Source organism: Flavobacterium koreense, assembly GCF_054776075.1.
Genome location: NZ_BAAHCF010000029.1, coordinates 366,760 through 386,130, shown reverse-complemented (window position 1 = coordinate 386,130; position 19,371 = coordinate 366,760). Strand labels below are relative to the sequence as shown.

Below are 19,371 nucleotides of genomic sequence, written 5' to 3'. Positions count from 1 at the left end.
TAAATTTATTTTTTAATTAAAACACCATCTGCCATGAAAGAAAACTTTTTTTCTGGTGCAACAATGCTATCAATTGCTGCTTGTGATTTTCCTGCATCTTTTGCATATTCTTTCAAATCTTCAATTGAAGTTAGCTCTACAAAAGCTTTTCCGTTTACAACAACTTCACTTCCAGCTGCATTGAATGGCATGAAAAATCCGTAATCTTTAAATTTTACAAAGGTAGACTCGTCATTTCCTAAATCTAAATTCATCCAACAACCTTTCTTTTGGCAAACATCAACAATTTTAGATGCTACTTTTACCTGAAGTGTATCTGTTTCTTTCATTGTTTTATATTTCTCAAGAAGCTCTTCAGAGGAAATGGCCTTATCATCTGTAATTTTATCACCAAATTCAGCATAAGAAACTGGCTTTGCATCAACTTTTACTTCTTCATTTTTTTTACAACTTATTAATGCTAATACAACAAATGCTGCGATAACTATTTTTCTCATCTTGATTTAAATTTTAATTAAAACAAAATTAAGGAGTTTATTGTGATTTTTCATACTATTTTATGGATAAAATACATTAGTTGATAACATCAATAAATAGTGAATAAATAAATTTTGAAGGCAACTAATTCAATCTATTTTTTTATTAGTTTAGCAAAAACTAAATAACATTTAATTGCTTTTTATAAATAACTGAAAAACAATTATTTATAAATTTAATTAAAAAATAAACTTACATTAAATGACTTTAAACAACACTATCGAAATCGATATAGTTAAAGCTTCATCGTCAAAAATTGCATCAGTAGATTTTGAAAACTTAACCTTTGGAAATATTTTCACAGACCACATGCTAATTTGTGATTTCAAAGATGGCGCGTGGCAAAAACCAATTATCACACCTTATGAACCTTTTTTAATAGATCCTTCTGCTAAAGTTTTTCATTATGGTCAAGCCATATTTGAGGGTATGAAGGCTTATAAAGATGACAATGAAGATGTTTGGTTGTTTCGTCCTGACGAAAATTTTAAACGTTTCAATAAATCTGCAAAAAGAATGGCAATGCCAGAAGTTCCTGAAAATATTTTCATGGAAGGCTTGAAAACTGTTGTAGATTTAGATAGAGAATGGGTTAAGAAAGGTCTTGGAAACACGTTATATTTGCGACCATTTATGATAGCTACCGGTCATGGAGTAATTGCACAACCATCTAGCGAATATCGCTTTATGATTATTCTTTCACCAGCAAAATCATATTATTCTGGAGAAGTAAAAGTGATTATTGCGGAACACTACAGTCGTGCTGCAAATGGTGGAATTGGAGCTGCAAAAGCTGCTGGAAACTATTCGGCACAATTCTATCCAACGAAATTAGCTAACGAAAAAGGATACCAACAAATCATTTGGACTGATGATGCAACACATACCAAACTTGAAGAAGCTGGAACTATGAATGTTTTCATTAGAATAAATGATACTTTATATACGGCTCCAACAAGTGAAAGAATTTTGGATGGTGTAACTAGAAAAAGTTTAATTGAATTGGCTCAACGTGATGGATTGAATGTAGAAGTGCGTTCCGTATTAGTTGAAGAACTAGTAAATGCTGCCAAAGACGGAAGTTTGAAAGAAATTTTCGGAGCAGGAACAGCTGCTGTTGTTAGCCCAATTGTAGCATTCGCCTACCAAGGAACAGAATATCAATTGCCAAAAATTGAAAATTCTTTTGCTTCTCAATTAAAAGAAGATTTAACTAAAATTCAGTATAAATTAGCAGAAGATACTTTTGGCTGGACGGTGAAGATATAGTGTTCAGTGTTCAAAATTAAAATATCTATTATAAAAAAAGCGATTTTCATATGAAAATCGCTTTTTTGTTATATCTATATTTTAAACCAATTGTGAACCATTTCTTTTTCTAAATGAGAGGCATTTTTGTGCACAAACTCATTGCTTTTTCCGTTGTAAACATAATCTTTTTCCCATTCTTTGTGATTTTTTGCTAACTCTTTTATACTATCACAAACAAATTTAATCTCTTCTGAAGTTGTTGTTGGATGTATAGACATTCTAATCCATCCTGGCTTTCTAATTAAATCACCAGAAGTTATCAAACAAACCAAATCACTAGAAGTTTCCTTATCAACATGGAGCAAATAATGACCATAAGTTCCGGCACAACTGCAACCACCACGAGTTTGAATTCCGAATCGGTCATTCAATAATTTTACTCCTAAATTATAGTGTAAGTCGTCAATATAAAACGAAATTACTCCTAACCTATCTTGATGTTCTTTAGCTAAAATCTTGATATTTTCAATAGCTCCAAGTTCTTCAAATACATAATCAACAATTTCATGCTCTCTATCCAAAATATTTTGAATGCCCATTTTTTCTTTCAATTGAATGGCCAAAGCTGTTTTGATAACTTGAAGAAATCCTGGCGTTCCACCATCTTCTCTATCTTCAATATTGTCAATATATTTATGTTCACCCCAAGGATTTGTCCAACTTACAGTTCCACCACCAGGACAATCTGGAACACTATTTTTATAGAGATTTTTATTAAAAACTAAAACACCAGATGTTCCTGGACCACCAAGAAACTTGTGTGGAGAAAAGAAAATAGCATCCAAATAACTTTCTGAATCTTCTGGATGCATGTTGATTTCAACATAAGGTCCAGAGCAAGCAAAATCTACAAAACAAACACCATTATTTTGATGCATAACCTTTGCAACTTCATGATAAGGCGTTTTAATTCCGGTAACATTTGAGCAAGAAGTTATTGAAGCAATTTTGAAATTTCTGTCTTTATATTTATCCAAAAGAAGTTTCAAATTTTCAATTGAAAACAATCCATCTTCGTTGGCTGGAATAATTTCAACATCAGCAATAGTTTCTAACCAAGAAGTTTGGTTAGAATGATGTTCCATGTGAGAGATAAAAACTATAGGTTTCAATTCTTTTGGAATGGTAGTAAATTCTCTAATATTCTCTGGAAGTTTTAAACCCAAAATACGTTGAAACTTATTTACAACACCAGTCATTCCTGTGCCGGTATTGATTAGGATATCATCATCTGTTGCATTTACATGGTGCTTTATGATACTTTTTGCTTCATGATAAGCCATCGTCATCGCTGTACCTGAAATTGTAGTTTCTGTATGTGTGTTGGCTACAAAAGGTCCAAAATCATTCATCAACTTTTCTTCAATAGGTCGATATAATCTTCCGCTTGCTGTCCAATCAGTGTAAATAATTTTCTTCTTACCAAAAGCAGATTCAAACTCTTGATCAATTCCGATGATATTATCTCGAAACTGTTGAAAATAAAGTTCTAAAGCTGTTGTAGTTTCCGTTGAAATCATTGCGTTTAATTTGTGTTCAAATATACGGATTTTTGACAATTATTCAGTAAACTAAAAAATGATGAAACTAGTTGTTTTTCAATTTGATATCATTTAAAATCCATTCCATTTCTGGATCTTTATTTTCAATTTTATCTTTCAATGTTGGAATAATTTCTTGGTCTGGAAAAACACCTCTACCAAAAACAGTAGTTTTGTTTGTAGTTCCAATATCCATAAGACCAACTCTAAGGTATAAATTTGAATTGGGTAGCTTCAAAACTGGCAATAATCCAGCAACAGTAGAATTGAAAGCACCTCCAGTTTCCTCTCCAACAAAAGTAATATCCTTGTTTTCTTTCAAGGCAGCTGAAACCAAGCAAGCTGCCGAAAAGCTATTTCCATTAATCAAAACATAAATCTTACCCGAAAAATAATTGGTTTTATTTTGTTGCTTTTTAGAACCAACCAATGAATAAGTATAAGTTCCGTCATTATTTTTCTTAGTTCTCAGAGAAGAAAACGCCATATAAAATGGATATCCAATTGCCGCAAATGGATAAGTAATTTTTGGGATTTTATCAAACATTCCCGATTTCCACAAACTTGTTTTAGAAACTACTTGAGCTGGTTCAAGCATTTGAAAATCTTTATTTGTTAAATAGGAATATAAATCGACAGCATCAGCAACTCTTCCTCCAGGATTATTTCTTAAATCTAAAACTAAAGTTTTTACATTTTTCTGCTTAAGGTTTTCAAAAACTATATCGTAAGCTTTTCTAAATTTACCTTTAGAAAAATCTTTAATCTTCAGAACAGCAATACTACTATCTGTAGCAAAAAATGATAATTTTTTACTGAAACTTTTAGTGGTTTCATCATATCCGAAAATTCTCTTATCCTTCTTACTATCAACAACTTTCTTTTCTGTTTTTGGTGTTGTTTCAGTTACTTTCGGATTTGCTTCTGCTTTTTTAACCTTCTCTTTTTTTTCTGCCTTTAAACGACTTACAACTACTTCTTTCAAGGAATCATTTTGCCTAAAAACATAGTATAAACTATCATTGATTCCTATTTCGTTGGTTAAATAATTTGTAAAACGTTTTGAAAATGCTCTTTTTAAATAAGTTTTATTTAAACCATCAGAAGCATATGTTTTTCTATATTTATTATGAAGTTGTTGCGGCGTAATGGAATTTATACTTACAACTTCTGCACCAGAAACAATACCTTTTTGTTTAGATTTATTTTTCAAAACATACAATTTATCATTCATCCATTCAAAGTCAAATTGTGATAATGGACCTGTTCCAGATTTAGCTAAACGCTTTTGTTGCTTTTTACTAATTCTCTTTGATGGTGATGACATACTCATGTGTCCTTGCTTAACCGAAGCAACAACTGGACTGATAAGTAAGAAAAAATCTTGGCTTGAAATTGGTTTGTTTAATACATTTCTAATACTATCAAACTTTCTATTCAATTCTTCTTTAGAAATGTAGGTGTATAAATTAGGGTGGTACTTTTCTAATTTTCTTTGAACGAAATTTACATCTTTTATTAAATCCTTTTCAGAAATTGGTTGTGCTAATCTTTTGTTATACTCCTCAACAGAAACACAACTGAAAGATACTATTGAAACTAAAATTCCAATAAACAAACTAAAATAAAAATTACTAAATTGACTAAACTTCATAAAATATAATCGCTATTGACATCTAATTTTCAAATATACATTTATTTGTTGTTTCATGTGATATTCATTAATATATTAACTTAATTCTAATAATAATTAGACAAAAATTGAGTAAATTTGTAATACAAACATACTATTAATGCAATTAAAAATTAATAATCGATTTAGTGCTGAATTATCTGCCGATGTTAATGAAACTAATATCACCAGACAAGTACTAAATGCTTCTTTCTCTTATGTTACTCCAAGAATTCCTTCGAATCCAAAACTAATTCATGCAACGAAAGAAGTTGCTCAAATGGTTGGAATAACCGAAGATGAAATCACATCTGTGGCTTTTTTAAACCTTTTTTCAGGAAAAAAAACTTTACCAAATTCTCGTTCTTATGCTATGAATTATGCAGGACATCAATTTGGAAATTGGGCTGGTCAATTAGGTGATGGAAGAGCTATTGTTTTAGGCGAAGTTAAATACAACAATCAAAATTGGATGTTGCAATTAAAAGGCGCAGGAAGTACTCCTTACTCTCGTCGTGCTGATGGATTGGCTGTTTTGCGTTCTTCTATTAGGGAACATTTATGTAGCGAAGCAATGCATTATTTGGGTGTACCAACTACGCGTTCACTTTCTCTAATCTCGACAGGAGATGAAGTTTTGAGAGATATGATGTATGATGGAAATGCTGATTATGAAAAAGGTGCTGTAGTTTGTAGAGTTGCTCCTACTTTTATACGATTTGGAAATTTTGAACTGTTTTCTGCACAAAACGATTTAGAAAATTTAAAAAAATTAGCCGATTTTACTATAAAATATTATTATCCAGAAATTACAACTGATGGTGTTGAAAAATACATTCAGTTTTTTCATAAAGTAGCCAATAAAACTCGTGAAATGATTGTTCATTGGCAAAGAGTTGGATTCGTACACGGAGTGATGAATACTGATAACATGTCTATTTTAGGACTAACAATTGATTATGGTCCATACGGATGGTTAGAAGATTATAATCCCGATTGGACTCCAAATACAACCGACAGAGAACACAGAAGATATCGATTTGGCAATCAAGGAGATGTTGCACTTTGGAATTTATTTCAATTAGCAAATGCACTTTATCCATTAATTGAAATAGCTGTTCCTTTAGAAAATGTTTTGAATGATTTTCAAACCAAATTCACGAAAGATTATATTCAGATGATGCGAGATAAATTGGGTTTAAAAATTGTCTCAAAAGAGGATATCAAATTAATAGAAGAATTAGAAAATGTTTTAATATTATCTGAAACTGATATGACTATTTTCTTTAGAGAGTTAAGTAGAGTTAAAAAAGCGCACACGCCAGGATGTGGAATTGCTATTATTGATGATGCCTTTTACAAACCGGAAGAAATCAAAAAAAATATACTAGAAGATTGGGAGAAATGGTTTAAAAAATACATCAAAAGATTAAAAAGAGAATCCACAAGTGATGAAGATCGTAAACTAAAAATGGATGCTATAAATCCGAAATATGTATTGAGAAATTATATGGCTCAAATGGCTATTGATGCAGCTAACAAAGATGATTTTAGTATTATCAAAGAATTGCACGAGTTATTAAAAAACCCATATCAAGAACAACCAAATTCAGAAAAATGGTATGCAAAAAGGCCTGATTGGGCAAGAGAAAAAATAGGATGCTCAATGCTCTCTTGTAGTTCGTAAAAAACAAAACCCTGAACTATTTCAGGGTTTTGTTTTTATTTAAATTCCAGCCACAGCTTTAATCTCATCGATAATTCTAAAAGCTAATTTATCGGCTTCCGTTTGTGTTGGAGCTTCAGTATAAATTCGGATAATTGGTTCAGTATTAGATTTTCTTAAATGAACCCATTCCGTAGCGAAATCAATTTTCACACCATCAATTGTATTGATTTCCTCATTTTTATATTTTTCAGTCATCGCAACCAAAATGGCATCTACATCAATTTGAGGTGTCAATTCAATTTTATTTTTACTCATATAATATTGCGGATAACTTGCTCTTAGTTCGGCAACTGTTTTGTCTTGGTTTGCTAAATATGTTAAAAACAACGCTACTCCTACCAAACTATCTCTTCCGTAATGTAATTCTGGATAAATGATTCCGCCGTTTCCTTCACCACCGATTATAGCATTTGTAGCTTTCATTAATTCCACCACATTTACTTCACCAACAGCACTAGCTTGATAACTTCCATTATGTTTGTTAGTAATATCTCTCAATGCACGAGACGAACTCATATTAGAAACCGTATTTCCTGGCGTTTTACTCAAAACATAATCGGCAATCGCTACCAAAGTATATTCTTCTCCAAACATTTCGCCATCATTTGAAATAAAAGCCAATCTGTCAACATCTGGGTCAACCACGATTCCGAAATCGGCTTTTTCTTCAACTACCAATTTACAAATATCACCCAAATGTTCCTTCAAAGGTTCTGGATTATGCGGAAAATGACCATTTGGTTCGCAGTATAATTTTACCACTTCAACGCCCATTTGTTCCAATAAATTCGGAATTACAATTCCACCTGTAGAGTTTACAGCATCAACAACTACTTTATATTTCTTGTTTTTTACCAAATCAGCATCCACTAAAGGTAAATCTAGAACTTCATCAATGTGAATATCCATATAAGAATCGTTGGTAGTGATTTCGCCTAACGAATCTACATCAACAAAATCAAAAGCTTCTGCTTCTGCAATTTCTAAAATTTTCGCACCATCAGCACCATTCAAAAATTCGCCTTTTTCATTCAATAATTTCAAAGCATTCCATTGTTTTGGATTATGAGAAGCCGTTAAAATGATTCCGCCATCTGCTTTTTCTAAAGGAACTGCTACTTCAACAGTTGGTGTTGTAGAAAGCCCTAAATCGATAACATTTATTCCTAATCCGATTAATGTATTTTGAACTAAATTGTGAATCATTGATCCTGAAATTCTGGCATCACGACCAATTACAACGGTTAGTTTTTCTTTTGAACTATTATTTTTAAGGAAAGTTCCATAAGCAGAAGCAAATTTTACAGCATCAACTGGAGTTAAATTATCACCTACTTTTCCACCGATGGTTCCACGAATTCCTGATATTGATTTTATTAAAGTCATTTTTAAATATTAGATTTTAGATATTAAATATTAGATTTGGAAGTACAAATATACTAATTTGAAATTCTAATTAAAATAACTAATTTGGTCAAATGAATTTCCTAGCTCACATATACCTTTCTGGAAACAACGATTTGCTTAAAATTGGAAATTTTATGGCTGATAGTGTTCGTGGGCATCATTACTTAGATTATCCTGATGAAATTCGAAAAGGTATTCTTTTGCATCGTTATATTGACACTTTTACTGATGCTCATCCCATTTACCGTAAAAGCAAACATAGATTACACGAAAAATACGGTCATTATTCAGGTGTGATTATGGATATAGTTTATGATCATTTTTTAGCTAAGAATTGGAACAACTATTCTGATGAAAAATTAGAAGATTATGCAGATGAATTCTACAAATTACTTCAAGATAATTACGACATTCTAACAGAAAAAACGAAAGGAATGCTTCCTTATATGATTGCTCGAAATTGGTTAGTAAGTTACGCGTCATTAGCTGGCTTAGAAATGATTTTATTTCAAATGGATTATCGAACGAAACATCGCGCCAATATGCAAGAATCGATTGTAGAAGTTCAAGAATTTTATACCGAATTTGAAGAAGAATTTACTTTGTTTTTTGAAGAGTTACGAAGTCATTGTGAAGAGAAATTAAAAGAATTAGAATGAATTTTATACAAAATTTAGGACAAGATTTACATCAAAAAGCCAATCGAGAACTAGCTATTCCGATGGAGAATTATATGAAAAATAATTTCTCTTTCTTAGGAATAAAAACCGAGGAAAGAAGAGCAATTTTTAAAGAGAATTACGAAAAATCCAAATCTGAAATAAAAGCAAATTTCAGAACAATTGCCTGGGAATTATTCAATAAAAACGAACGAGAATTTCATCAATGCGCTATAGACTTATTGGTAAAAGAGTTCAAGAAAAACTATGTTTTAGAAGATATTGAATTAATTGAAAACTTAATTATTACAAACTCTTGGTGGGATTCGGTTGATGTTGTTGCTAAATATTTACTTGGTGGCTATTTGCAACAATTTCCAAATGAAACTTATGACATAATTGAACGCTTTTCGAATTCAGAAAATATGTGGTTGAACCGAAGTGCTATTATTTTTCAGTTGAGTTATAAAGAAAAAACCAATTTCGATTTACTAAAATCAGAATGTGAAAAACATAAAGAATCTAAAGAGTTTTTTATTCAAAAAGCAATTGGTTGGGCTTTGAGAGATTACAGTCGTTTTAATCCAAGTGGAGTTTCTGAATACGTAAATTCATCCAATTTAAAGCCTTTAAGTCAACGAGAAGCATTGAGAAACATTAAATAATTACATTTCACCTAGAAGTGTAGAAAAAATCTCTTTTGTTTCATCTCCAAATACTTTTGGAGTTTTATAAAAATATACTTTTTGAATAATTTTAATATTAGTAACCACTCCTGACTTCGTTCGAGTAATGGTATATCCTGTGTTCCAACTCTGATATTCTACCGAATTAAATTTGGTTTCTTCTGAAACTGAAAATAAAATGGGTTCCGAAATTAAAAGCTTCTGAATGAACTGTTGCAAGGTAATTTTATCAAAAGAATCCGAAGTAAAATCGATTACCAATGTATTGGGATTTTGAAATAATAAATTGATGTTTTTGACTACTTCATTTTTCAAATCATCATTCAATGATGCATCGGTAAGCATCTGAAAATAGGAAAACAAATCTTCCACTTTTGTTTTAGAATTTTCTTGATAAGCATTCAAAACTTTGGCAGAAAATCTTTTATTTAAAGACATTGTTGAAGCAGCTTTCTTTTCTGAAACACTCTCTTTCACAACATCTTGAGCATTAACAAAAAAGCTACATAATAAAATAACGATAAATAAAAATTTCTTATTCATTCTATTCTTGTTTAATTCTAATGAACTGAATTTTATCATTAGCATCGTTTTTAATTTCAACAATCTTCATCTTTTTTAACGAAGCCGTTGGTACAATCAACTTTTGTGAAAACTCGCTTTTATTGAAATATTCTGCTCCCAAATCGTCTTTCAGCATCACAATTACTTCCAAATTATCTGATAATATTTTATTCAATTGCTCTTTTCTAGTTTGCCAATCTTTAATATCTGATAACATAAAAGCCTTAAGCATCATCGCATAATCATCGGGTTTTAAATCAATTCTTTTTGGAGGTTCTGTTGTTGTTCCATTTGGATTAATTACTATTGTCTTTGGCAAGTAAAACGGACTTTGAATAACCAATTTTGATTTCTCATTACCATTATTTGAAACTTGAACTTTACCTTCTTTTATTTCTAATTCTTGTTTGACTGAATCTTTTACTTCAAAAACTTTAACTTCTTCTGCATTTACTTTTTCATTAGTGTATTCGTTATTTAGCTGAATTGTTTTGGATTTAGATTCTTCTTTTTTGCTAAAAAAAACAACAACTAAAGCCAATGGAATAAAAAATAGTAACAGCCATTTTTTAGATATTTTCGATTTTTCTGATTGACTTCCTTGAATTGTTTGAACACTTTTTTCTTCAAATGTAAACTCATCCCAACCTGAAAAACCTACAAATTCCGATAAAATATTCAACATATCTTTTCGTGGAATCTTGTTGTTGGTTTCGGGCTTTAGATGCGTGTAAATCCATTTTTCACTAATTGTTTGCTTACACTTTTCTTCGATTAAACCAATCAAATTTTGAATATCCTGCGAACTAAATGTCTTCCAAGTTCCTTGAAAAAAAGGATAATGCTCTTGATATTTCAAAAGCACTTTTTGTTTCAATTCCTGAAATTTTTCAAGTTCTGTCATTCTGATAATTCGATTCAAATGTAAGGATACAGCTCGATAGTGCTACTGAAAACCAACTGTAAATGTGCTGTAAATGTAAGTAAAAAACTTTACAGTCAGTTGAAAGTAGTTTTACCAAACCAACTTTGAAAAACGAGAGTATCATTGCATCATTAATTTTAAAAACTTTAAAAAAATGAAGACAAATTTAATTACAACAATCGCTCTTTCAATTGCATTAAACTTTGCTAATGCACAAGACATGGGAAATGCCCAATACGAAAAAAAAGGAAACGCTGATTATGGAAATGGCGCTTACGGAAATGGTGGCTACACTATTAATAGAGTAAACACCATTCAAACCACTTCAAGCAGTCAAGACGAAATGGTTTTAACTATTAAAGGAATTTACAACGAACGTGCAACTGCTCAAATTGCCACATTTGCTGTGCTTCAATTAGGAAAAACTGCCGAAGAAGCAACTAACTTAATTGACGAACGAATTGGAAATGTTATGAAAGAATTAGCACTTTTCAATAAAGAAATTGTGGTTGAAACCGATATGATTTCATTTGTTCCAACTTATGATTATGCTGTTGATAAAAAGATTTTTAATCCAAAAACGTATAACGAAAAACCATCTGGATTTGAATTGAAAAAGAACATCTTAATCAAATTTAGAAATAACAATGATTTTGATAAAATTCTATCAATTTGTGGTAAAAATGAAATTTATGATATCGCAAAAGTAGATTATGTAACTACTAATTTTGACCAAGTTAGAAGCGCAATGCAAAGAAAAGCTTTGGAAGTTTTTAAAGACCAAATGGCAAATTATTCACTTATCATGAATACAGATTTGAACAAAAAAGAAAAAATTCTTCAAGAAGGTTTTAATGTAACCTATCCAATGGAAAGCTATAGAAGCTATCAGGCGTATTCTCAAGCTGATGCCAATTTTGATCCAAAAGGAGAAGTTCATAATATTAAGAAAAACACAACACAATATTACAACCAAGCATTGGTAAAAGATCACAATTTTGTTATGAATCCTGATATTACTGAACCAACTATTCAAGCGTTTTACGATATCACAATTCGAATCAAACTTAAAGAAGACCAATTGCCAAAAAACACTATCATTAGAAACAATCGTTACTATATCATCACCGCAGCTGGAGATATTAAATTGTTGAATTTATAATAACTGATATGAAAAAAACACTAATCTTTTTAATTATTTTGGTATCAAATGTAATTAACGCACAACATTGTCCATATGATTTTTCAGATATAATAGTTTTAAAAGTTCACACTAGAGAAAATCAGAATACGATTCCAAATTTGAAAGTAACTTTAGTCAAGAAGAAAAAAGATAAAGTAGTGAATAATAAAGTCTACATTTTAACTCAAAATAATAGATTCCAATTTTTATCTGACGAATATAGCGTAATAATTCCAAGTAGACTTGACATTGAAAATTACTATTTAATAATTGAAAGTTTTTGCGAATATGGAAACAATGACTGGATTTTTTATGGAACTAAAGAAATTAAACTTACTGAAATTGATAAATTTCCATTGTGTGGAAATTATGATTCGAATGATTATTATGATTCTACCTTTGGTGAAAGAGTTTACAAACCAATAGAAGTCATACTCAGCAAAAAAAGTTGCGAAATAAATTAAATTCAAAATCCGATGAAGAAATATCCTTCATCGGATTTTTTTATGTAAAATTTTAAAACACTACTTTTGTCTTTCGCAGTGAATAAATCAAAATGCCAAACAGAAAGTCAGTAATCATTCAATTATTTTTTAGAAAAATTGCTCGCCGATTAGAATCCTTATTCTTCTTGGCAAAAACAATTTTGTCTGAACGTAATTTTATATACTTATCGGCTGTTGCTGTTGCTATTTCATGTGCTTTGGCTGTTATTATTCTTAAAAGTTTTGCGCATAATGTTTTCATTTTTGCCAATTATGCTAATAAATATTTAAAACTACCTTATGCCAATAGTATTTTTCCAATTATAGGTATTTTGCTTACTGTTTTTGTTATCAAAAAATTTCTTGATGGTTCAATAGAAAAAGGTAGCTCGCGAATTCTTTACGCTGTTGCTAAAAAAGGTGGAATTATTCCAAAAAAACAAATGTACGCTCAAATCATAACAAGTTCGTTAACTGTTGGATTAGGTGGCTCTGCTGGACTGGAAAGTCCGATTACAATTACTGGAGCTGCTTTTGGTTCTAACTTTGCTCAAAAATATAAACTTTCTCAAAAAGATAGAATTTTATTACTTGCTTGCGGAGTTGCGGCCGGAATTGGTGCGGCTTTTAATGCTCCAATCGCTGGCGTTTTATTTGCAATTGAAGTCGTTTTGACTGATGTAAGTATATCTGCTTTTATTCCGATTATCATTTCTGCAGCAACTGGTGCTTTAGTTTCTAAAGTGCTTTTGAGTCAGGATGTTTTATTGAGTTTTGAACAAGAACAAAATTTTGATTTTCACAATACACCTTACTACATTTTACTTGGAATTTTAGCTGGATTAGTTTCTGTTTATCATGCCCGAAATTTCAGAAAAGTTGAACATTTCTTTAGTCGATTTAAAAACAACACGTACAAAAAAGCTTTATTTGGCGCCACTATTTTAGCTGTTTTAATATTCTTTTTTCCAACACTTTTTGGTGAAGGTTACGAAAGCATGAAAACACTTTCAACTGCTCATCCAGAAAGTTTACTAGAAAATACTTTATTGGAAAATCATAAAAGTAATGAATGGATTCTATTAGGATTTGTTGGTTTGATTGTCTTATTAAAGTCTTTCGCAACTGGTTTAACATTAGGTTCTGGAGGAAATGGAGGTAACTTCGCTCCTTCTCTATTCGTAGGTTCTTACCTTGGCTTTTTCGTAGCAAAATTTATGGATTTGACGAACATCAATTCGCATCTTCCTGTTACTAATTTTACCATTGTAGGAATGGCTGGAATTTTATCTGGTTTATTTCATGCGCCTTTAACCGCAATTTTCTTAATTGGAGAAATTACTGGAGGTTATGATTTAATGGTTCCATTGATGATTGTTTCTTCAATAAGTTTTGCTGTTTCCAAACAAATGGAACCTCATTCAATGGATGTTAAAGCATTGGCTGATAAAGGTGACGTTTTTACAAGTGATAAAGATAAAAATATCTTGCAAAGTATTGATTTTCTTGGATTAGTTGAAACTGATGTAAAAACAATTTCTCTCGACAAATCTTTAGAAAATCTTATCGAACATTTATCAAATGCAAACCAACAAATCATTCCTGTTTTGGACGATAGGAATAAATTATTAGGAATTGTAGATTTTGAAAATATACGTTCTATCGTCTTTAATCCTTATAGAATTAAGTTCACAGAAATCAAAGAAATCCTTACTCAACCAAAAGAAATCATCAACCACGATGACGGAATGGAAACCATCATGGAGAAATTTGAAACTTCAAATCAAAACCTACTTCCTGTTACCAAAAACGGAAAATTCTTTGGATTAATTTCTAAAGTAACTATTCTTGAAGCTTATCGCGAGCAACTGAAAGAAATGGTGATTGAATAAACTACTTCGTCTTCTCACCAACAAAATAATCATTGGTGCTTTTAAACAACACGTTAAAAGTCGTTAAACTTCCGTAACATCTTGTTATATATTGTTGCAATTCAACTTTTTCAGCATTATCTAAATTACTTGAATTAATTTTTTGCTCCATAACACGAAGTCGATCTCTAACCATAATTATCTTATTGAAAAAAGTATCAATTGACACTTCTTTATTTTGAGTTGGTGTTCCTGGCTCCATTACCAATTTTCCGCCTTTCCATTTGTCTGCAATGGGAACAATTTGAGTAACATCACTCCATTTCTGAAGAATATTTTTCAAAGTTTTTTCCACTTCATAAAAACTCACTGAATCTACTTCATCTTCCACAGCTTCAATTACTTCAAATTCACTGTCAACATCAATTGTTTCCAATCCATTTTCGATAAAAGTTACCCAATAATGTTTAGAAGTTACATTGGTTACAACTCCCAATCCAAATTCTGAATGCTTTATACGTGATCCTATTCCTAATATTTTCATCTTACTTATTTTTGATGCCCAAATATAAAATGTTTAATTGAATTTTTATTTTAGTATATTTATTTTTTTAGTTGTTCCAACCTTTTTGAAAAAAACAACCTCTATACTTAAAGTTAATCACACATATTATTTACTATGAAATACTTTTACCTAATGACAGCATTTGTAATTTCAATACTTTCAAATGCTCAAAATACCATTACTATTGAAAAGAAAATACTCTTTGAACACAATCAATTTTTACTTACAACAAATGCTACATCAACATTAGACAGCTTAATCACAGTGGCTAATAAGTATTTCAATTATTCAATCAAAATTGTTGGATATACAGACCCTAGTGGCTCTTTAAAATACAATCAAAAACTATCCAGCGATAGAGCAAAAACAGTTTTCGACTACTTTATTGATAAAAAACTAAATAAGTCATTACTTTCTTATAAAGGATTTGGCATCGATAACAAGTCTGAAAACGAAACAATCCAAAGAAATACAACTGTGACATTTACAGCAAAATCGGAAGATTGCTATTACAAATTAAATTCACTTACAGGAAAAAATGGAACAGAGGTTTCATTTAAATTAAAAAATGAATCGAATGCCGAATTTACCTTAGAAGAATATTTTTCGACACAAAGCATGATTCAGAATGAAAAGTTTGCTTTAGACATCAATGATGAAGTATTAGAAACCGCAGGAATGATTGATATCGATTTGAAAGATATTAATTCGAATGATATTGAAGATGGGATAATTCAAGTTGCAATTCCCACAATTTCAAATGCCGTTTATGATGAAGAAATGACTGTTTGGGTTGAGGAAACCGATAAAGATGGAAGAAAACGTTGGAGAAATTTAAAACTAAAACCAAAATGGAATAATAACACAAAACGTTACGAATTCAATCTTAATGTATCCAATTTTAGAGGAAACAAAATATCCATTAATCTTGATAAAAACATTTATCGTGACCAATTTACAAACGTGACAACTGGTAAAAAGAAAAAAGTAATCATTGTTGCTACTGAAAGAGAAGAGTACTTTTATGATGTTTATCTAAGTTATGCCTCTGAAAAACAAAATGATTTAAAATTTTCTGCTCGAATGGATAAAACAGGTTTTGCCTTTGTAATTCCTAAAAATATAAATCCAAAAAAACTTTATTTCACTGGAATTAATAGCTCTGGAAAAGTAACTTTTGGACTTATCGTCTGCAAAGTTTCAAAATACAATAAAAAATATCCACTTTATAAATATATTCCGACATCAAGTGAGGATGCAAAAGATAAAGAAAAAGCTAAAAAGAAAGGTTTTTGGGAATGGTTAAAACGAATTTTTAATTAAAATCTTTAACAAATTCTTCTGTTCTGACTAACTGAATTTTGCTCATAAAATCGTATTTTTGCGTTTTGACTAAAAACATGCTAGAAAACGAAAATACAATTGAAGTAATTGGTGCAAGAGTTCATAATCTCAAAAACATTGATATTTCTATTCCAAGAGAACAACTTGTGGTAATTACTGGACTTTCTGGTTCGGGAAAATCATCTTTGGCTTTTGATACCATTTATGCCGAAGGACAACGCCGTTATATAGAAACTTTTTCTGCATATGCAAGACAATTTCTTGGCGGATTGGAACGTCCAGATGTAGATAAAATCGATGGACTTTCTCCTGTAATTGCTATCGAACAAAAAACTACAAGTAAATCTCCGCGTTCAACAGTTGGAACTATTACTGAAATTTATGATTTCTTACGTTTGCTTTTTGCTCGTGCTGGTGATGCTTTTAGTTATAATACTGGCGAAAAAATGGTTTCCTATTCTGATGAGCAAATCAAGGAATTGATTAAGGAAAACTTCAAAGGAAAGCGTATTAATGTTTTAGCTCCAATCATTCGTGCAAGGAAAGGCCATTATGCCGAATTGTTCCAACAAATTGCCAAACAAGGTTTTGTAAAAGTTCGTGTGAATGGAAAAATTACCGACATCACAACCGGAATGAAGCTTGACCGTTATAAAACACATGATATCGAAATTGTAATTGATAGATTGCAAGTCGAAAACGATGAAGATACCGATAAAAGATTAGCAGAAAGCATCAAAACCGCAATGTATCATGGTGAAGATGTAATGATGGTTATCGAACATGAAAGTGATGAAGTACGTTTTTTTAGTAGAACTTTGATGTGTCCGACGACTGGGATTTCGTATCAAAATCCGGAACCCAATTTGTTTTCATTCAACTCTCCAAAAGGTGCTTGCGAACATTGTAATGGATTGGGAATCGTAAACGAAATCAACATAAAAAAGATTATTCCAAATCCGAAATTATCTATCAACAAAGGTGGATTTGCGCCACTTGGAGAATACAAAAATTCTTGGATGTTCAAACAATTGGAAATTATTGGTGAAAAATATAATTTCAAATTGACTGATGCCATCGAAACCATTTCGGAAGAAGCCATGGAAATGATTTTGAATGGCGGAAATGAAAAATTCTCAGTGGTTTCAAAAGCTGCTGGTGTTACCAAAGAATACAAAATTGATTTTGAAGGAATTGCTAAATTTATAAAAAGTCAGCACGATGATAGTAATTCAACTTCCATAAAACGATGGGCAAAAGACTTTATGGACGAAATAAATTGTCCTGAATGCAATGGTTCAAGATTAAAAAAAGAATCACTTTTCTTCAAAATAAACAATAAAAATATAGCTGAATTATCAGCGATGGATATTTCAGAATTGACTATTTGGTTTCAAAATTTACCAAAAGAATTATCTGAAAAACAAAAAACAATCGCCACTGAAATCCTAAAAGAAATCAATGATAGATTGAAGTTTTTAATGGATGTTGGTTTGAATTATCTCTCCTTAAGCCGAAGTTCTAAATCACTTTCTGGTGGTGAAGCACAACGTATTCGATTGGCAACGCAAATTGGTTCGCAATTGGTTGGCGTACTTTATATTTTGGACGAACCTAGTATCGGTTTGCACCAACGTGATAACGAAAGATTGATTAATTCTTTGAAAAATCTTCGTGATATTGGAAATTCTGTTTTGGTTGTAGAACATGATAAAGACATGATTGAATGTGCCGATTATGTAATTGACATTGGACCTAAAGCTGGAAAATTTGGTGGAAACATCATTAGCAAAGGAACTCCAAAAGAATTGCTTAAAGAAAATACCATTACAGCACAATATCTAAACGGAAAAATGCAAATTGAAGTTCCGAAAAAGCGTCGTGAAGGCAACGGAAAATCAATAAAATTAACTGGTGCTAACGGAAATAACCTTAAAAATGTTACAGTAGAATTTCCATTAGGAAAACTAATTTGCGTAACAGGAGTTTCAGGAAGCGGTAAGTCAACATTGATTAATGAAACGCTCTACCCTATTTTGAACGCTCATATTTTTAATGGTGTCAAAAAACCAATGCCTTACAAGAAAATTGAAGGTTTAGAACATATCGACAAAGTTATTGATATTGACCAAAGTCCAATTGGAAGAACTCCTAGAAGTAATCCTGCCACTTACACCGATGTTTTTTCAGAAATTAGAAGTTTATACACAATGACTCCTGAAGCAATGATTCGCGGATATAAAGCAGGACGTTTTAGTTTTAATGTGGCTGGCGGAAGATGCGAAACTTGCGAAGGTTCAGGTGTTAGAACTATCGAAATGAGTTTCTTACCAGATGTTTATGTAGAATGTGAAACTTGCATGGGTAAACGTTTTAACAGAGAAACTTTAGAAATTCGATACAAAGGAAAATCAATTTCTGATGTATTGAACATGACAGTTGATGAAGCGGTTGATTTTTTTGAACTAATTCCTAAAATATATAGAAAAGTCAAAACCATTCAAGATGTTGGATTGGGTTATATCACACTTGGTCAACAAAGTACAACACTTTCTGGTGGTGAAGCCCAACGTATAAAACTGGCAACCGAATTGTCTAAAAAGGATACCGGAAATACCTTCTACATCATGGACGAACCGACAACTGGTTTACATTTTGAAGACATCCGAGTTTTGATGGATGTTATTCAAAAATTGGTTGATAAAGGAAATTCTGTGCTGATTATCGAACACAATTTAGACGTTATAAAACTAGCCGATTACATCATTGACGTTGGTATGGAAGGCGGAAAAGGTGGTGGAGAAATATTATGCACAGGAACGCCTGAGGAAATTATAAAAAATAAGAAAAGTTATACTGCTCAGTTTTTGAAAAAAGAATTATAAATCAGTC

Annotated in this window: 16 protein-coding genes; 9 read left to right on the top strand and 7 right to left on the bottom strand. The window is 31.2% G+C overall.

Annotation, left to right across the window (positions count from 1 at the left end; translation table 11 throughout):
- Positions 1-5 precede the first annotated feature (5 nt).
- Positions 6-497 (bottom strand): DUF4920 domain-containing protein, encoded by a 492-nt coding sequence (locus ACYU7A_RS09955; protein WP_460576199.1) that lies wholly within the window; start codon positions 495-497, stop codon positions 6-8.
- A gap of 241 nt (positions 498-738) precedes the next feature.
- On the opposite strand from ACYU7A_RS09955, the gene ACYU7A_RS09950 reads away from it, so the two are divergent.
- On the top strand, positions 739-1,806 hold the full coding sequence (locus tag ACYU7A_RS09950) for a branched-chain amino acid aminotransferase (protein WP_396147026.1): 1,068 nt from the start codon (positions 739-741) through the stop codon (positions 1,804-1,806).
- A 74-nt stretch (positions 1,807-1,880) separates the two neighbouring features.
- Here ACYU7A_RS09950 and ACYU7A_RS09945 read toward each other — a convergent pair whose 3' ends face one another.
- Both ACYU7A_RS09945 and ACYU7A_RS09940 read right to left on the bottom strand, forming a co-directional pair.
- Positions 1,881-3,368 carry an aminotransferase class V-fold PLP-dependent enzyme gene (locus tag ACYU7A_RS09945; RefSeq protein WP_460576197.1) on the bottom strand — a complete coding sequence of 496 codons (1,488 nt, stop codon included), beginning with the start codon at positions 3,366-3,368 and terminating at the stop codon, positions 1,881-1,883.
- Between the two features lie 67 nt (positions 3,369-3,435).
- A complete protein-coding gene (locus ACYU7A_RS09940) occupies positions 3,436-5,043 on the bottom strand; it encodes a S41 family peptidase (RefSeq protein ID WP_460576195.1) in 1,608 nt (535 codons plus the stop codon).
- 139 nt (positions 5,044-5,182) lie between these two features.
- Between ACYU7A_RS09940 and ACYU7A_RS09935 the strand changes: the two genes are divergently transcribed.
- Complete coding sequence (locus ACYU7A_RS09935; RefSeq protein WP_460576193.1) at positions 5,183-6,748, top strand: protein adenylyltransferase SelO; 1,566 nt, start codon at positions 5,183-5,185, stop codon at positions 6,746-6,748.
- A gap of 39 nt (positions 6,749-6,787) precedes the next feature.
- Here ACYU7A_RS09935 and glmM read toward each other — a convergent pair whose 3' ends face one another.
- A complete protein-coding gene (gene glmM / locus ACYU7A_RS09930; RefSeq protein WP_460576191.1) occupies positions 6,788-8,176 on the bottom strand; it encodes a phosphoglucosamine mutase in 1,389 nt (462 codons plus the stop codon).
- A 92-nt stretch (positions 8,177-8,268) separates the two neighbouring features.
- Here glmM and ACYU7A_RS09925 point away from each other — a divergent pair, with 92 nt between their 5' ends.
- On the top strand, positions 8,269-8,856 hold the full coding sequence (locus ACYU7A_RS09925) for an acyl carrier protein phosphodiesterase (RefSeq protein WP_460576189.1): 588 nt from the start codon (positions 8,269-8,271) through the stop codon (positions 8,854-8,856).
- On the top strand, positions 8,853-9,521 hold the full coding sequence (locus ACYU7A_RS09920; RefSeq protein ID WP_460576187.1) for a DNA alkylation repair protein: 669 nt from the start codon (positions 8,853-8,855) through the stop codon (positions 9,519-9,521). The genes ACYU7A_RS09925 and ACYU7A_RS09920 overlap by 4 nt, the downstream gene beginning before the upstream one ends.
- Here ACYU7A_RS09920 and ACYU7A_RS09915 read toward each other — a convergent pair whose 3' ends face one another.
- On the bottom strand, positions 9,522-10,085 hold the full coding sequence (locus ACYU7A_RS09915; protein ID WP_460576185.1) for a hypothetical protein: 564 nt from the start codon (positions 10,083-10,085) through the stop codon (positions 9,522-9,524).
- Between the two features lies 1 nt (position 10,086).
- Positions 10,087-11,010, bottom strand: a complete 924-nt coding sequence (locus ACYU7A_RS09910) for a hypothetical protein (RefSeq protein ID WP_460576183.1) — start codon at positions 11,008-11,010, stop codon at positions 10,087-10,089.
- A 175-nt stretch (positions 11,011-11,185) separates the two neighbouring features.
- Here ACYU7A_RS09910 and ACYU7A_RS09905 point away from each other — a divergent pair, with 175 nt between their 5' ends.
- The 3 genes from ACYU7A_RS09905 to ACYU7A_RS09895 all read left to right on the top strand — a co-directional run bounded on the left by ACYU7A_RS09905 (position 11,186) and on the right by ACYU7A_RS09895 (position 14,591).
- The gene (locus tag ACYU7A_RS09905) at positions 11,186-12,193 is read left to right on the top strand and encodes an SIMPL domain-containing protein (protein WP_460576181.1); all 1,008 of its coding nucleotides are present in this window, start codon (positions 11,186-11,188) and stop codon (positions 12,191-12,193) included.
- A gap of 8 nt (positions 12,194-12,201) precedes the next feature.
- Positions 12,202-12,678 carry a hypothetical protein gene (locus ACYU7A_RS09900; RefSeq protein ID WP_460576179.1) on the top strand — a complete coding sequence of 159 codons (477 nt, stop codon included), beginning with the start codon at positions 12,202-12,204 and terminating at the stop codon, positions 12,676-12,678.
- 92 nt (positions 12,679-12,770) lie between these two features.
- Positions 12,771-14,591 (top strand): chloride channel protein, encoded by a 1,821-nt coding sequence (locus ACYU7A_RS09895; protein ID WP_460576177.1) that lies wholly within the window; start codon positions 12,771-12,773, stop codon positions 14,589-14,591.
- Between the two features lies 1 nt (position 14,592).
- On the opposite strand, the gene ACYU7A_RS09890 is transcribed toward ACYU7A_RS09895, so the two are convergent.
- Complete coding sequence (locus ACYU7A_RS09890) at positions 14,593-15,114, bottom strand: hypothetical protein (protein ID WP_460576175.1); 522 nt, start codon at positions 15,112-15,114, stop codon at positions 14,593-14,595.
- Positions 15,115-15,249: 135 nt separating this feature from the next.
- Here ACYU7A_RS09890 and ACYU7A_RS09885 point away from each other — a divergent pair, with 135 nt between their 5' ends.
- Both ACYU7A_RS09885 and uvrA read left to right on the top strand, forming a co-directional pair.
- A complete protein-coding gene (locus ACYU7A_RS09885; RefSeq protein WP_460576173.1) occupies positions 15,250-16,458 on the top strand; it encodes an OmpA family protein in 1,209 nt (402 codons plus the stop codon).
- A 77-nt stretch (positions 16,459-16,535) separates the two neighbouring features.
- The gene (uvrA, locus tag ACYU7A_RS09880; RefSeq protein ID WP_460576171.1) at positions 16,536-19,364 is read left to right on the top strand and encodes an excinuclease ABC subunit UvrA; all 2,829 of its coding nucleotides are present in this window, start codon (positions 16,536-16,538) and stop codon (positions 19,362-19,364) included.
- Positions 19,365-19,371: the final 7 nt, after the last annotated feature.

What these genes read in the sequence shown, in the direction of transcription:
- ACYU7A_RS09935 (WP_460576193.1), top strand. Translation starts at nt 5,183, where the DNA reads ATGCAATTAAAAATTAATAATCGATTTAGTGCTGAATTATCTGCCGAT.
- ACYU7A_RS09925 (WP_460576189.1), top strand. Translation starts at nt 8,269, where the DNA reads ATGAATTTCCTAGCTCACATATACCTTTCTGGAAACAACGATTTGCTT.
- ACYU7A_RS09890 (WP_460576175.1), bottom strand. Translation starts at nt 15,114, where the DNA reads ATGAAAATATTAGGAATAGGATCACGTATAAAGCATTCAGAATTTGGA.
- ACYU7A_RS09920 (WP_460576187.1), top strand. Translation starts at nt 8,853, where the DNA reads ATGAATTTTATACAAAATTTAGGACAAGATTTACATCAAAAAGCCAAT.
- ACYU7A_RS09910 (WP_460576183.1), bottom strand. Translation starts at nt 11,010, where the DNA reads ATGACAGAACTTGAAAAATTTCAGGAATTGAAACAAAAAGTGCTTTTG.
- ACYU7A_RS09900 (WP_460576179.1), top strand. Translation starts at nt 12,202, where the DNA reads ATGAAAAAAACACTAATCTTTTTAATTATTTTGGTATCAAATGTAATT.
- ACYU7A_RS09885 (WP_460576173.1), top strand. Translation starts at nt 15,250, where the DNA reads ATGAAATACTTTTACCTAATGACAGCATTTGTAATTTCAATACTTTCA.
- ACYU7A_RS09945 (WP_460576197.1), bottom strand. Translation starts at nt 3,368, where the DNA reads ATGATTTCAACGGAAACTACAACAGCTTTAGAACTTTATTTTCAACAG.
- uvrA (WP_460576171.1), top strand. Translation starts at nt 16,536, where the DNA reads ATGCTAGAAAACGAAAATACAATTGAAGTAATTGGTGCAAGAGTTCAT.
- ACYU7A_RS09940 (WP_460576195.1), bottom strand. Translation starts at nt 5,043, where the DNA reads ATGAAGTTTAGTCAATTTAGTAATTTTTATTTTAGTTTGTTTATTGGA.
- ACYU7A_RS09915 (WP_460576185.1), bottom strand. Translation starts at nt 10,085, where the DNA reads ATGAATAAGAAATTTTTATTTATCGTTATTTTATTATGTAGCTTTTTT.
- ACYU7A_RS09955 (WP_460576199.1), bottom strand. Translation starts at nt 497, where the DNA reads ATGAGAAAAATAGTTATCGCAGCATTTGTTGTATTAGCATTAATAAGT.
- ACYU7A_RS09905 (WP_460576181.1), top strand. Translation starts at nt 11,186, where the DNA reads ATGAAGACAAATTTAATTACAACAATCGCTCTTTCAATTGCATTAAAC.
- glmM (WP_460576191.1), bottom strand. Translation starts at nt 8,176, where the DNA reads ATGACTTTAATAAAATCAATATCAGGAATTCGTGGAACCATCGGTGGA.
- ACYU7A_RS09950 (WP_396147026.1), top strand. Translation starts at nt 739, where the DNA reads ATGACTTTAAACAACACTATCGAAATCGATATAGTTAAAGCTTCATCG.
- ACYU7A_RS09895 (WP_460576177.1), top strand. Translation starts at nt 12,771, where the DNA reads ATGCCAAACAGAAAGTCAGTAATCATTCAATTATTTTTTAGAAAAATT.